This window comes from Natronorubrum tibetense GA33, assembly GCF_000383975.1.
Lineage (GTDB): Archaea > Halobacteriota > Halobacteria > Halobacteriales > Natrialbaceae > Natronorubrum > Natronorubrum tibetense.
This window is the reverse complement of sequence record NZ_KB913017.1, coordinates 2,713,062-2,726,519: the sequence shown is the minus strand read 5'-3', so window position 1 is coordinate 2,726,519 and position 13,458 is coordinate 2,713,062. Positions and strand designations below refer to the sequence as shown.

Annotated in this window: 12 protein-coding genes and 1 pseudogene; 6 read left to right on the top strand and 7 right to left on the bottom strand. The window is 59.0% G+C overall.

What is annotated here, in order from left to right:
• Positions 1-31: 31 nt before the first annotated feature.
• Complete coding sequence (locus NATTI_RS0114140; protein ID WP_006090115.1) at positions 32-448, bottom strand: SRPBCC family protein; 417 nt, start codon at positions 446-448, stop codon at positions 32-34.
• A 106-nt stretch (positions 449-554) separates the two neighbouring features.
• Here NATTI_RS0114140 and NATTI_RS0114135 point away from each other — a divergent pair, with 106 nt between their 5' ends.
• Positions 555-779, top strand: a complete 225-nt coding sequence (locus NATTI_RS0114135; RefSeq protein WP_027119171.1) for a hypothetical protein — start codon at positions 555-557, stop codon at positions 777-779.
• Positions 780-852: 73 nt separating this feature from the next.
• A complete protein-coding gene (locus NATTI_RS0114130) occupies positions 853-2,436 on the top strand; it encodes a spermidine synthase (RefSeq protein ID WP_006090113.1) in 1,584 nt (527 codons plus the stop codon).
• A 110-nt stretch (positions 2,437-2,546) separates the two neighbouring features.
• On the opposite strand, the gene NATTI_RS0114125 is transcribed toward NATTI_RS0114130, so the two are convergent.
• The 3 genes from NATTI_RS0114125 to NATTI_RS25425 all read right to left on the bottom strand — a co-directional run bounded on the left by NATTI_RS0114125 (position 2,547) and on the right by NATTI_RS25425 (position 5,244).
• Positions 2,547-2,990, bottom strand: coding sequence for a universal stress protein (locus NATTI_RS0114125; protein ID WP_019991899.1), 444 nt, complete (start codon positions 2,988-2,990; stop codon positions 2,547-2,549).
• A 112-nt stretch (positions 2,991-3,102) separates the two neighbouring features.
• Positions 3,103-3,966, bottom strand: a complete 864-nt coding sequence (locus NATTI_RS0114120) for an SDR family oxidoreductase (RefSeq protein ID WP_006090111.1) — start codon at positions 3,964-3,966, stop codon at positions 3,103-3,105.
• Between the two features lie 492 nt (positions 3,967-4,458).
• Positions 4,459-5,244, bottom strand: coding sequence for a helix-turn-helix transcriptional regulator (locus tag NATTI_RS25425; protein ID WP_006090110.1), 786 nt, complete (start codon positions 5,242-5,244; stop codon positions 4,459-4,461).
• Between the two features lie 349 nt (positions 5,245-5,593).
• On the opposite strand from NATTI_RS25425, the gene NATTI_RS0114105 reads away from it, so the two are divergent.
• Positions 5,594-5,815 carry a hypothetical protein gene (locus tag NATTI_RS0114105; RefSeq protein ID WP_027119170.1) on the top strand — a complete coding sequence of 74 codons (222 nt, stop codon included), beginning with the start codon at positions 5,594-5,596 and terminating at the stop codon, positions 5,813-5,815.
• Positions 5,816-5,890: 75 nt separating this feature from the next.
• On the opposite strand, the gene NATTI_RS0114100 is transcribed toward NATTI_RS0114105, so the two are convergent.
• The gene (locus NATTI_RS0114100; RefSeq protein WP_241434325.1) at positions 5,891-6,916 is read right to left on the bottom strand and encodes a hypothetical protein; all 1,026 of its coding nucleotides are present in this window, start codon (positions 6,914-6,916) and stop codon (positions 5,891-5,893) included.
• Between the two features lie 967 nt (positions 6,917-7,883).
• Between NATTI_RS0114100 and NATTI_RS0114095 the strand changes: the two are divergent.
• Positions 7,884-9,002: pseudogene (locus NATTI_RS0114095) on the top strand (transposase); the annotation flags it as partial.
• A 307-nt stretch (positions 9,003-9,309) separates the two neighbouring features.
• On the opposite strand, the gene NATTI_RS0114085 reads toward NATTI_RS0114095, so the two are convergent.
• Positions 9,310-9,735, bottom strand: a complete 426-nt coding sequence (locus NATTI_RS0114085; RefSeq protein ID WP_006090107.1) for a universal stress protein — start codon at positions 9,733-9,735, stop codon at positions 9,310-9,312.
• 129 nt (positions 9,736-9,864) lie between these two features.
• Positions 9,865-11,535: an acyl-CoA synthetase gene (locus NATTI_RS0114080; protein WP_006090106.1), complete on the bottom strand. Its 1,671-nt coding sequence runs from the start codon at positions 11,533-11,535 to the stop codon at positions 9,865-9,867.
• 128 nt (positions 11,536-11,663) lie between these two features.
• On the opposite strand from NATTI_RS0114080, the gene pdhA reads away from it, so the two are divergent.
• Both pdhA and NATTI_RS0114070 read left to right on the top strand, forming a co-directional pair.
• Positions 11,664-12,797, top strand: coding sequence for a pyruvate dehydrogenase (acetyl-transferring) E1 component subunit alpha (gene pdhA, locus NATTI_RS0114075; RefSeq protein WP_006090105.1), 1,134 nt, complete (start codon positions 11,664-11,666; stop codon positions 12,795-12,797).
• Positions 12,798-12,874: 77 nt separating this feature from the next.
• On the top strand, positions 12,875-13,384 hold the full coding sequence (locus NATTI_RS0114070) for a hypothetical protein (RefSeq protein WP_006090104.1): 510 nt from the start codon (positions 12,875-12,877) through the stop codon (positions 13,382-13,384).
• Positions 13,385-13,458 lie beyond the last annotated feature (74 nt).

Genomic DNA, 13,458 nt, shown 5'->3' with positions numbered 1-13,458 from the left:
AAGAGCCCCGAATCGATTTCGCGGCCGCGATTTATTCGACGTCGCCGAACTCCTCGACGAGCGCGTCGAGCGCTCGTTTCAGTTCGCCCTTCCGTTTCCAGGCGGCCAATCGATCCCCGAAAGGAATCGGTGCGGCGAGCGAGACCGACGACCGAATCGTGACCCGCGTGCCCGAGGGCACGTCCTCGAGGTCGATCCACGTCTCCATGTGGGAGAACGGTCCCTGTTCGCCCTCCTGGGTGTAATAGATCGATTCGTCGCGCTCCTCGAACCGCAGCGGCAGTTGCATGCCGGGACCGCTGGCGACGACGACCGTCGCGTTCCCTTGCTCGTCGATCGTCTCGACGGTGAAACTTCCCTCGGCTTCGACGATGGTCGGCGGATCGAGCCACCGGGCCACCACGACCGGTGAGGCATCGAGGACTCGAGAGACCGTCACCTCGCGCATATCGGCCACCTTCGTGGGAACCGATATAAATGCCCGTGTCGCCGAGTGTGCGATGGCCGACTCCGACAGGGAAACGGATAAGTGGGCGACGTTCGCGTATTCAGCCATGGCAGACCCTGACGCCGACCCGGACGGGTTGAAAGAGGGACTCGAGTCTTCGGAGGGTGACCCGCGTGTACTGGTCCTGCTGAACGCGGTGCTGTCGGCGCTGTTCGCCGCCATGTTCGTCTGGGGTGCGGATCTCGTCGGGGCCCTCGAGTTCGGCGTCGTGACCGTCGCCGTCGTCGCGATTGCGGTGTTCGTGCTCACGCACGTTATCACGCGGCCGTAATGGACCCCGCAAAGCGTCCCGGACCGCTACCGAGACGACAAGTACTCACGGCGGGACCCATTCCGATCGGGTAATGGACGTGCGGACCGCCGCGAACTATCGACCCACGAAACCCGAACTCGCCGTCTTCGTCTCGGGGGTCACCAGCATGGGTCTCGAGATTCTGGCCGTCCGACTCATCGCCCCGCAGTTCGGCAGCCACATCTACACCGTCGGCGGGATTCTGACGGTCGTCCTCGCCGCGTTGAGCCTCGGCTACTGGCAGGGCGGGAAGCGAGCCAGCACCGCGACGAACCGGGAGATGTCGTGGCTGTTGCTCGGAACGGCGGTGTACGTCGCGGTTGTGATCTACGCGAGCGACTTTCTCCTGCGGTATACGGCGACGCTCGCGTTGCCCCCGCGGTACGCCGCGCTCCCGGCAGCGATCATCCTCTTCGGGCCGCCGACGTACCTGCTCGGCTTCATCAGCCCCTACGCCGCGGAACTCTCACAGAAGCGCGGAACCGGCGAGGCGTCGGGACACGTCTACGCGCTGGGGACGATCGGCAGCATCCTCGGCTCGGGAGCGACCACGTTCGTCCTTATTCCGGGGCTGAGTATCGACGGGATCGGGCTCCTGTTCGGACTCATCCTCGTCGGCACGGCGGTCGTACTCAACCTCCCCACGCTCCCGCGGAAACCCGTCCTCACGAGCGTCGTCGTCCTCCTCCTGCTGGTCGCCGCGACCGGTGCCGGGCCGGTCGCCATCGACCACCGCGGCGACGTCGTCTACCAGACCCAGACGGCCCATCAGGAACTCGAGATCGTCGACGACGGCAACGAGCGGACGATGTACTTAGACGGCGCGCGACATAGCGCGGTGGACCTCGAGGACCCCGACCGACACGTCTTCGAGTACACGACCTATTTTCACCTGCCGATGCTCATGACCGACGACGTCGAAGACGTCGATAACGTCCTGTTCATCGGCGGCGGTGGCTACACCGGCCCGCAGGACTTCGAGGAACAGTACGACGTCGACATCGACGTGGTCGAAATCGATCCCGAGGTCACCGACGCCGCCGAGGACTACTTCGGCCTCGAGCACGACGAGAACATGACCTCACACGTCTACGACGGTCGGCAGTTCCTCCAGAACACCGACGAAACCTACGACCTGATCGTCCTCGACGCCTACAAACAGGATCAGGTCCCCTTCCACCTGACCACCGTGGAGTTCATGGACCTCGTGAGCGAGCGGCTGACCGACGACGGCATCTTCCACGCTAACGTTATCGCCGCGCCGAACGGGCCGGCCGCGGAGTTCTATCACGCCCAGCAGGGGACGATGGACGAGGTCTTCCCCGACACGTACGCCTTCCGGACCTCCGACTCGAGTGCCATCCAGAACATCCAGATCGTGGCGACGAACGAGGAGAACGGGTTCGCCGAGGCCGACCTCCAAGAGCGCAACGAGGACCGCGAACTGAGCGTCGACCTCGCGGACCAGATCGACAACCACCTGGGCGATCCGGACCCCGACGCACCGGTCCTCCGGGACGACCGCGGCGAGGTCGACAGCTTACTCGATCCGATGCTCGGACAGCGATACGTGATCGAGGAGACGGGCGGGAGTCCCTCGAGTGAGCCGCCGGCCGCACTCGCGCCGGTAGCGTGACGGTCACACGAGTATAGTAACAACTGAAACGATTGAGACACCGATCGAAACGCCCTCGTGCGATCGGGTGTGCAGCGATTTTCAGTGACTACTAGTGCTGGATCGCCGCGTCACTCTCGGACGGTAAGGACTGGAACCTCGCTCTTTCGCACGACGTTTTCGGTGACGCTTCCGAGAACGAGTCGATTCGCCCCGGAACGACCGTGGGTGCCCATGACGATCGCATCGATATCGTGTTCGTTGGCGTACTCGATGATCTGGACGTGTGGCTTGCCGTGCTCGATCGCCTCGACGACCTCGAGGTCGTACTCGCTCGCACGGTCGGCAACGTCGGACGTGGCCGCATCACCTTCGTTTCGCTGTTCCTCTACGACATCGCCCCACTCCGAGGAGGCCGGGCCGGGACCGGCGGAGAATTGACCGAGCGGAATCGGTTCGACTACGTACAGCGCGTGGATCGCGGCGTCGTTTTGCCGGGCAAGTTCGATTCCCTCTTCGACTGCGGCCGTTGCCGGGTTACTCCCGTCGGTGGGCACGAGTATGTGATCGTACATGATCTCATCTAGCACTTCAACGTGGCCAAAAATAGTCGTTCCGACGGTTCTACGCCCCTGGCAACCGGGTCGAACGGTCGGTCGTCCTCGTCGTACGAGCGATAGCCGAAACTCACTCGGGCCGAGAATACTCGGGATCGAACAGCTGCGCCGATCCGGGCGCCGGATCGCCTTCCGTCAGGTTGTACCGCGAGAAATCGTCCACGCCGGCTTCTCGAAGCACATCCTCGTCGTAGACCGCATTCCCGGTGAACTCCGCAGGGTCGCGAGTGAGTATCTCGAGAACGGTGTCGCTGACGATCTCGGGGGTTCGCCAGTCCTCTTCGGTGCCCATCCCGAAGTATCGCGTCGCGCGCGTGTCGATCGCCGTAACGGGCCAGAAGGTGTTACAGCCGACATCGTCGCCGCCGAGTTCGCTCGCAAGCGAGAGCGTGATGAAGCTCATCCCGAGTTTCGACCACGCGTACGGACCCGACCCGGGGGAGCGGTCGATGCCGACCGGTGGCGAATTCGTGAGTAGCCACGCGTTATCCACCTCGCGGAGATGGTCCGCGAAGACCCTCGAGGTCAGGTACGTTCCCCGAACGTTGACATCGGTCATGAGGTCGAACCGCTTGGGCGGCAGATCCTCGACGGCCGCGAGCTGGATCGCGCTCGCGTTGTTGATGACGATGTTGACCTCGCCGAACTCGTCGATCGCGCGGTCGGCCGCCGCCTCGACGGCCGCCTCGTCGCGGACGTCGAGTTTGATCGCAAGCGCCTCGACTCCGTGTTCTTCCGCTTCGCGGGCCGTCTGTTCGATTGATCCTTCGAGGTCGCGGTCCTCGTAATCGTCGTCGTCCTCGCTCGTCTTGCCCGTCGAGACGATGTTGCAGCCCTGCTCCGCGAGGGCGAGTGCGATCGACTTGCCGATGCCGCGGGTCGTCCCCGTGATGAACGCCGTCTGGCCGGAGAGATCCGGTTTCTCGAGTGCCATGCGTGCACATTGAGCGTCGGACAGATAAGAGTCAGCAAACGGGCAGGAGGGACGACGATTCGGCGCAAACCGAACCGAGACGCCGTCGGGACACCATCGCCGTCTCGTCGAACGGTGAACGGCGACCGGTTGATAAACTAGTGAGCGCGATAGCAAATCGGTAGCCTGTACGACCACAGATTCTGCGTTTGGATTCCTACAAACCACCAACTCAACAACACTTATCGTCGGTGTCGAGCTAATTAGCACTTTAGAAAAGGCGGTACACTAATGCTATTACTATCCAATTGTGTATTGTTGGGCAGGCACCACCAGATGGTTCATGGTTACCACTATTGTTTCTTGGCATATTGATGACTGGGGTTGTAGTCATCAAAGAACTTGGCCGCCGCTTTGGATAATATTCTCACCGATAAGTGAGCCGACTGGACTAGGCGGCGGACATACCGCCAACGGGTCCTCAGATTCATCCAGGATTGGCGTGCGAGGTCATCATATCAGATCAACTGTAACCGGATCTGCAGTTTCGAGATACTCAGCGAACTCGTTGCGAGCCCACTGCAGAGCAGTCGGGGAATCATTCATTAGGACGCCACGCACGCCACCGTTCTCATGGGCGGTGATATCAACTCGCGAGCGCTCGTCATGTTCCGTGATCCAGAGAGCATAAGGAAGGTCTTGGTCGGTCACGTAGAAGTCAACATGAGCAGTGGTGTCAATGTTGCCGAATCGATCCTGATAGGATTCAAGGAGGGAATCAAATGCGTTTTCGTGGAGGAGGAGTTCGGCTTTGACGTCGTGTTCTCGGACGAGGTCGGTAAGTGCTTCAATATACACCGAGAGGATGACGGGAACGAGACCAACTAGTCGGTCGGTTGCCTTGAGCGCCTCGATACTATCTTTGAGGGCAGATTCTGGGGCATGCGGATCGGCGATCTGGACGGATACTCCGCTGAAGAAGACGGGATCGATGTGGACATCTGTGGAGACGGAGTCAAGGACATCACTGGCGCGAGCGATACCGTCAATAGTCTTCGTGTGTCGGTTATGTTCAGCGAGAGATACACGGCCGAGTTGGGTAAGGTAGTAGGTGCTGTCACGTCGCTCAATACAGCCTGCGTCTTTGAGGGCGCTAATGGCGCGATCAATTGTCGAGCGGGACGGGGCGATGGCGTCGACGAGATCTGGTTTCGTCCGGGGTTCGGTTGCGAGGGCGGCGAGTACGTTGTGTCGTTTGTGGAGCGTTGACCGAAGTTCTGCGCTATCCTCGTTAGCCATATTACACGTTGTTTGACTAACCATAATAAATGTAAGTACGTGAACGGTAAATATTGAACATTCCGGGTGATCATCTATGGTAAGAGGCTCGCTGCGATGCTACCGTTTAGAAGCATCGCGACCCACTTGAAATGAACCCTCTGTGAGACGCAATTCGACTGCTCACATTCTGCTAGTCTCTTGAGTCGGCGAGTGACAACCAGTGGCCGCCACTTGTCACCACGAAATGGCATTCACCACTAATACCTTCTGTTCATCACTCGAATCATTCATCAGAAGGTGGGTCCCCCACCGATTTCCGGAGATCACAGAGATAAAATTTATGTGGATCGGTGGGGACGGGGTACATATGGAGCAGAATATCATTGAGCGAAATTTCATTGTCCGATTTTTTGTAGGGTTGGGTGTAATCCTAATGATGGCATACGTGGGTGAACAGCTCGGATTACTTCTCCTTGCCTATGGATTCCCATATGGAGGATGGGTCGGTGTAGCGATCGGTATGATTGTCGTCTTTATCGCATTCGCTGCTGTGTATACCCTCTATTGCTCCATAGTCGAATCGGAATAGAACCGTTAGTTAATTAATCTAAATATTTGTCGGGTTCGCAGGAGATCCAGGAAGTGAAATTATATTTTAGAGAAGTTAGAATTCGATGCTCCAATTCTGGTGTTGGAGATACTCGTCGTCGAAATTACCGCCCGACAAGTAACCGCCGAAGCGGTTAGTGGCACCATTGTAACCGCCAACATAGCATGTCGACGTTTGTTCGATAGCTAGACGGTAGCTGTTTCCTCCCTGAAGGTTGACCGTGACTGAGGTTTCCTCAGTGCCTTGGAAATCCTCGTCGTTGACAATGCCAGACACTTCCTCGTTGAGAATCGAACTGCTCCACGATCCGGTCCCACTCAGATTCTCAACAGAGAACTCAATGTCGATCTCCGAGGTCGCACCTGCTGCTGCCCACAGAGTACCTTGGTGTTCCGTTTCGACCGTTATAGTGGCGGACTCTGTGCCGCTACCCGAAACCTGGAAGACCGAACTGAGTTCAGCGTATGCACCTGGGTCAGATAACGCTGTGGGAGAAACGCTGATATCGGTTCGGGTTTCTCTGTCAGAAACAGAGTATTCCGCGTTTTTGTTCCCCCAGATTGTGTAGGTATCTGCGTCACCATCGTCGACAAACGACCGGGATCGATCACTACCAAGGTAGACTGTGAAGTTGTGGCTTGACTGAGGTCGAATGCTCGATCGTCCCTCTTCTTTGATCTCGTCAATAGTATTACTGCTTTCTTCCTTGGCTTTCTTTGTTTTGGGGTCCGACTGCAATTGTTCTGTAATCGAGGGGCCGTCCTTTTCGTATGAGACGGTCTCGAACTCCTCTTCGACTTCTTCAACATCGTAGTACACTAGGAACCCATTACTCACCTCCTCTATGAGGTACAGTGGAGATTCCCTATAGACCTCCGACATGGCATCGTCAGATTCCAGCTTCTCGGCGTCAAAGACATGCTTGTCATCGCTGTGGAGGTCGTCAGAAGCAACTTCACCATCAGTGGCGGCACCAGCAACACCTGATGCACCAATTCCTGTGAGAGTGGCGACTCCAAGAGTCTTCATAACGGTTCTTCTTGAGGCTCCTTTCGTTGATCGCGGTTTCTTCTGGTCCATGTTATCTGCTTGATTTGCTTGTTGTTGTCATTCTATTCCACTGATCGGTATCCAGTGATGTTCTATATTCCCTGACTTTCTATCTTCAGATATTTTTCTCAGACATATATGCTTAATTGAAGAACAAACTTTCAAAAAGTGGTAATTTTCCAAGATACATTAACACTCTTGAATGTGTGGTGATATTGCTATTGGTGAGCAGATGTTACTCTGACAGGGATTCTATCGGTTTTTGGCTGACTCGTTCAAAGAGTGGTCACGGCAAATACCCATACGTGAAGAGGATTTGAATGGTTCTGTTGAAATCCTCATCAGGTGATAAAATCTGATCCGAGTCCGGTCTATACGGGGAACTAACACATCGGTCGGTGTAGTGTCTCTTTGCTACAGCGAGCGCATGCAATTATAATGGAGATTGGTCTCACAGTGGAAGAGATGAGAGGATAGTACAGCATTTTTACTTCTGCTGGTTCGGGTTCATCGCGTAGAATACTACAGCCGTTGTAGCCCCCATTATGACTGGCTGTAAAATCATTGGTTCAGACAGCAAGTGACGAACCACGAATACAGACAGAGCGGATACGAGACCAGCCAGAGCAGCATTTTTGCACAATATAGATTCCGTGCCAAGTCATCCACCCAATAATATAGCTGCTTTGCCTTACCCATGCATTTTGTTATGCCAAATGAAGGTAAGTGCTTTTGCTCAATAAGCAGTCTTCAGCAACCGGCTATTTCATACGATTTCATATCTAAAAAATACGGTTCCGACAGAGTCTCTTCACTCACAATTCTCTTCGGATTGGTCGTCTGTGATTGGCTCAAGGGATTCTTCCATCCGTTCGAAATGAGCTTACGAAGCGCTTCCTCTGATGGTTCTCTCTGTACGACAGATGTACTCTCAGGCGGCTCTACGTTCACGTTCTCTAGTGGGTCTACGTCGATCACCATCTTGCAGATCTCCAGCAGTGCCCACTCAGAAGCCGAGTACGGCTGGCCCACCGACGATAACCTCATCTGTGACGATTCGACGTTCATTCGTGCAATCAAGAAGATCGCCACGTCCAAGGGTTCGGATGGCCAGCTCACATTCGAGGATTTCGAGGACGATGATTCGATGGCCGAGATCGACCAGGTTCGGGACGCGATTATGACGGCATTCAACGCTGCCACGGAAAACATCATCAACTCGATCCGTGGTGACGATTCCTTCGACTCTCGTCAGACCGTTTCGGCAATCGACATAACCCACGAGCAGTTTCACGTCTGGCCGTGGGAGGACAAGGAGGCGGGGATCGCGAAGCCAGACTGCCCGAAAATGGTGAGCGGGTACAAGAAAGACGGCGAGTACAAGCGCGGGTATAAGTACGCTACTATCACGCTGGTTGGCGACCACGCACCGATCGTTCTCGGTATTGAGCCGGTCAAAGAGAATTCCGCGTGGGAGCCCGACTGTTCTCCATCGTACTCGAAAGCCGATTTAGTGAGTCGATTGTTTGACCGTGCTGAGTAGTTCGTCGATCTGGATCTGGTGATGTTCGATCGCGGATTCTACGTCAACCGAATGTACGCAGACGTTGACGATCGCGGGCTCACGTATCTCTCACCGGTTCCGACGTACGAGGATGATTTAGCGGCGATCCAGGATATTCAGGAGCATTCAACGGCGGATGAAGCTGTTAAAAACGATGTCCCGTTCGGAATCGATGGTGAGGTCCATCACGAGGCGGAGTTCCTCTACGCGCCGAGTACGAGCAACGATGCCGACGGCAAGTACGCGGTGTTCGTGACGAACGAGGACCGCGTTGAACCCGAAGAAATCTCGAGTGTCGTGAACGGATGCAGTCGACGGTGGGACATCGAGAACCAGTACAAGTCGCTCAAGGATTTCATGCCAAAGACGTCGTCGACGGGCTACCGGCTTCGACTGTGCAACTTCGCGCTGTCGACGCTGATCTACAATCTGTGGCGGCTAACGGACTACCTGATCAAGGTCGCGCTCGACGAGCCGATCCGGTCACCGCCAGTGATCACGGCGAAGACGTTCGTGCGAGCGTTGGGCGACTACCTGCGTGAGTTCGGGTAACGAATTTCTCACTCTGGGTCCACCAGGTTGGTAGCGGCTGCTCTGTCGTTTTTTGCGGATTTTCGGACAAGTGATATATTTCTGATTATTTATAGTTGTCAATTCCGTCAAATCCGATTTTCGCGTTGGATTTGGAGTCACTAGCTCGTGAATTTCCTAGTTTCATTTGTAGGTTTATAAGTACGCGAAGAATGTGACGACGGCAGCGGCTGAACACGAGTCGAATCCGCGCCCGAACTCGAGGCGATCGATCGGGGAGAACGGTCGGAAATTCACGAAAACGGCCGAAACGGTCGAAAAACCGGACTCAGTCCTCTCCGCCGCCCGTCACGACGACCGGCCGATCGGTCTCGAGGATGACCGACTGCGTGACGCTGCCGAACACCGCCTTGCCGACCGGCGAGCGCTTCCGACCGCCGAGTACAATCGAGTCGACATCGTACTCGTCGGCCGTCTCGAGGATGTTCCCACCCTCGGCCTCGCCGCTTTTGTCGAGGACGGTGACGTCGACCGACGACTCCTCGAGTCGCTCCTTCGCGCGGCGAACGGACCCGATTCTCGCGGCCGACTTGAACTGTTCGAACTCCTTTGGCAGGTCCGCACTCTCCTCGTTGAAGATGAACAGGATGTACGCTTCGACCGATTGCGCTGCGTCCGGCAGCGAGGCGACGTACGTCGCCTGTTTGATCGCTCGACTCTCGTTCGTGTCGACGGGAAGTAGCACGCGGTGCATAGGTGGATGTTCACACAGTGGACTCATAAAACCGACTTTGACTGTCGATTCGTTGGAATCGGCGCTCGTCGGGGCGTTCCGGGGGAGACTCGAGTCGGTGAGACCGAGTGGTGATGACCTCCGAACGGTTCAGTCGTCGGTCGCGTTCGATGGTTCCTCGTGATCTCGGAGCGAGCGACGCTGGATCTTGCCGGTCGTCGTCGTCGGGAGTTCGTCGACGAACTCGATGTGCTGTGGGTACTCGTACTCGGCAAGGCGCTCTCGGACGAGGTCGCGAATCTCCTCGCGCAGTTGGGCCGGGTCGTAGTCGGTCGTCGCGGGCTGGACGTACGCTTTGATCGCCTCGCCGCGAGTGTCGTCCGGGACGCCGACGACGCCCGCCTGTTCGGCGTCGGAATGGTGGAGAATCGCCTCCTCGACTTCCATCGGGCCGACGCGGTAGCCGCTCGTGAGGATCACGTCGTCGGTCCGGGAGACGAACCAGAGATAGTCCTCGTCGTCGCGTTTCACCAGGTCGCCGGTGCGGAACCATCCCTCCTCCGTTCGTTTTTCGGCCGTCTTCTCCGGTAGCTTCCAGTACTCGTCGAAGAAGACGCGTCGATCCCCCGGCTTCACCGCGAGTTCGCCCACCTCGCCGGTCTCGCACTCCTCGTTTCCGTCGGGGTCGAGCACGCACACCTCGTAGCCGGGGAACGGCTTCCCCATACTCCCGGGCCGGGTGTCGAACCAGTCGTCCGAGTTGCCGACGACGAGGTTGAGTTCGGTCTGCCCGTAGAAGTCGTTGATCGCGACGTTCGCAAACGTCTCGTTGACCCAGTCGACGACCTCGGACGTGAGGGGTTCGCCCGCCGAAGCGAACGTCTCGAGGGAGAGATCGAACCGGTCCTCGGGGTCGTCAACCGACATCAGCATCCGGAGCGCAGTCGGTGGCATGAACGCCTTGTCCACGTCGTGGCGCGCCATGAGGTCGTAGGCCGCTTCGGGATCGAACCCGTCGCGCGGCCAGCCCACGATCGTACAGCCGTGGTGCCACGCCGCGAAGAGCGTGCCGCCAAGCGCGGCCCCCCAGGCCCAGTCGGCGGGCGTCCAGAGCGTGGTCTCACCCGGCTCGAGCCCCTGATCGAAGTAGTTGTACGCCGCCGCGGCCCGGCCGAGCCAGAGGGCGTGGCTGTGGCGGACGCCCTTCGGCGGCCCCGTCGAGCCGCTCGTGTACATGATCGCCGTCGGTGTTTCCGGCGTCGCGTCGTAAACCTCGACCCCGGGCTCGTGAGCCTCAAGCAGGTCGTCGAACGGGTGGGCGTTCCCCGAAACCGATCCCCCGGTGCCGAGTTCGATCACGTGCTCGAGGTCGGGACACTCCCCGCGAATCTCGTCGACGGTCTCGCGGACGCTCGGATCGACGACGACGGCGGTAGCCTCGCTGTCGGCGAGTCGATACTGCAGCGCGTCGCGTCCGAAGAGCACCGTGAGCGGGACGGAGACGGCACCGAGCTTCCAGTTCGCCAGATGGGTGATCGGATTCTGGGGTTTCTGTGGAACGACGACACCGATGCGGTCGCCCGCTTCGACGCCGAGGTCGGCGAGTGCGGCCGCGAGCCGGTCCGATCGGTCGTCGAGGTCGTCGAAGGAGTAGGTCTCGAGGCCGCTGTCGGGGTCCTCGTATCGGAGCGCCGTCCGACTCGTGTCGTCGTGTTTCCGGAGGAAATCGACGGCGGGGTTGAACGCGTCGGGGAGGTCCCACTCGAACGCCGCTCGCGCCTGCGTGTAATCCTCGAACGTCGGCATCACCGTCCAGGTCATACGCTGGCATACTGGGGCCAGCACATAGCGTTTTTCGCCACGGTCTCGACGGTGGACCGTTCCCGTCGGTTTCCGACTGCAGTTCCGGCACGAGTACGGTTATGTAGTCCGCAGCCCACGGTCCAGGCATGTCAGAAGACACCCTCGAGCACGCCGTTCTCGAGCGAGCGCCGGACGATCGGATTCGGGTGCTCGATAGCGACGGGGCCGTCGTCGCACCGGACCTCGAGCCGGATCTCGAGGACGAGACGCTGCTCGGGATGTACCGCGATATGCGCTTTTCCCGGCGGTTCGACGAGCGAATGATCAGCCTCCAGCGACAGGGGCGGATGGGAACGTACTCTTCGCTGGCCGGCCAGGAAGGGTCACAGATCGGGTCGACGTACGCGCTCGCGGACGACGACATGATTTCCTACCAGTATCGGGAACACGGCGCGCTCGTCTCCCGGGAGTTGCCCTGGGAATACCTGCTGTACTGGATGGGCCACGAGGACGGTAACGCAGCGATCGACGAGATCAACGTTTTTCCGCTGAACATCTCGATCGGCGCCCACCTCCCCCAGGCGGTCGGCTGGTCGTGGGCCGCGAAACTGAACGACGACGAGCGCGTGAGCCTCGTCCACTTCGGCGACGGGTCGACGTCGGAAGGCGACTTCCACGAGGCGATGAACTTCGCCGGCGTCTTCGATACGCCGACGGTCTTCTTCTGTAACAACAACCAGTGGGCGATTTCGGTCCCGCGAGAGCGCCAGACGGCCAGCGCCACCCTGGCACAGAAGGCCGACGCCTACGGCTTCGAGGGAGTGCAGGTCGATGGAATGGACCCGCTGGCGAGCTACGTGGTCACGAAAGCCGCGCGAGAGAAGGCGCTCGAGGGCGACGGCGACCGAGTACGGCCGACGCTGATCGAGGCCGTCCAGTACCGCTACGGCGCGCACACGACGGCCGACGATCCGTCGGTCTACCGGGACGACGAGGAAGTCGAGCGCTGGCGCGACCGGGACCCGATCGACCGATTTGACGCCTACCTGCGCAGCCGCGACCTGCTCGACGACGAGCGGATCGAGTCGATCGAGTCCGAAATCGACGCGACCCTCGAGACCCTGATCGATCGCGCCGAAGACGCCGATAGCGACGTCGATCCCCGAGAGATGTTCGAGTACGCGTACGCGGAGCCGACGCCGCGACTCGAGGAACAACGGGACGACCTCGAGGCGCTGCGCGAACGTCACGGCGACGAAGAATTACTCGATTACGAATGAGTTTGACAGTTCTCGTATAAAGCGAGCACTGGGACAGCCCAACGACTTCCCGGGCGTCCTCGACAGACGTAGACGAGATGCAACTCGAGCAGCCGACTCAGAGACAATCACAGACAGCCGGCTGGAGCGGCACGATCCCCAGCGCGGTCGACGCGCGGGTCCTCGGACTCGTCGTCGTCACTGCGGGACTCGCGGCGTCGGTGAACGTTCCCTACGGCGGGCTGCCGGTAGCGATCGCCGCGTTCGTCGCGCTCGTGGCTGGCGGCATCGCCGTCCACATCCTCGGCGAGCGAAAGCTGCGGCGGATCACCGACGGGCTCGTCGAGCGGTGGGTCGCCGCGGGCGGCCAGATCGACGACGTCACCCGTTCGTCGGACGGCATGCGAACGGAGTGGACGGTTCACACGCCGGACGGCGAGATCACCGCCGGCGGGATTGCACTGGTTCCGGTGGCCCAGCTTTCCGTCAAGTGGCAGGGCGTCGGTGACACGATGGCCGCCAGCGAGGCGGAGGAAAATATCGACGCGCTCGCCGAGAGCCTCTACACGGAGATTTTCGAGATCGGATCGGCACCGCAGCAAGCCTGACTCCGGCGGAATTACCGAACGCGGTGACCTCGAATCCGGTTGCTTCCCCTCATCGATCCATTTGACGCGAACGG

Coding starts and splice junctions, on each gene's coding strand:
- NATTI_RS0114140 (WP_006090115.1), bottom strand. CDS start 448: ATGCGCGAGGTGACGGTCTCTCGAGTCCTCGATGCCTCACCGGTCGTG.
- NATTI_RS0114135 (WP_027119171.1), top strand. CDS start 555: ATGGCAGACCCTGACGCCGACCCGGACGGGTTGAAAGAGGGACTCGAG.
- NATTI_RS0114130 (WP_006090113.1), top strand. CDS start 853: ATGGACGTGCGGACCGCCGCGAACTATCGACCCACGAAACCCGAACTC.
- NATTI_RS0114125 (WP_019991899.1), bottom strand. CDS start 2,990: ATGTACGATCACATACTCGTGCCCACCGACGGGAGTAACCCGGCAACG.
- NATTI_RS0114120 (WP_006090111.1), bottom strand. CDS start 3,966: ATGGCACTCGAGAAACCGGATCTCTCCGGCCAGACGGCGTTCATCACG.
- NATTI_RS25425 (WP_006090110.1), bottom strand. CDS start 5,244: ATGGCTAACGAGGATAGCGCAGAACTTCGGTCAACGCTCCACAAACGA.
- NATTI_RS0114105 (WP_027119170.1), top strand. CDS start 5,594: ATGGAGCAGAATATCATTGAGCGAAATTTCATTGTCCGATTTTTTGTA.
- NATTI_RS0114100 (WP_241434325.1), bottom strand. CDS start 6,916: ATGGACCAGAAGAAACCGCGATCAACGAAAGGAGCCTCAAGAAGAACC.
- NATTI_RS0114085 (WP_006090107.1), bottom strand. CDS start 9,735: ATGCACCGCGTGCTACTTCCCGTCGACACGAACGAGAGTCGAGCGATC.
- NATTI_RS0114080 (WP_006090106.1), bottom strand. CDS start 11,535: ATGACCTGGACGGTGATGCCGACGTTCGAGGATTACACGCAGGCGCGA.
- pdhA (WP_006090105.1), top strand. CDS start 11,664: ATGTCAGAAGACACCCTCGAGCACGCCGTTCTCGAGCGAGCGCCGGAC.
- NATTI_RS0114070 (WP_006090104.1), top strand. CDS start 12,875: ATGCAACTCGAGCAGCCGACTCAGAGACAATCACAGACAGCCGGCTGG.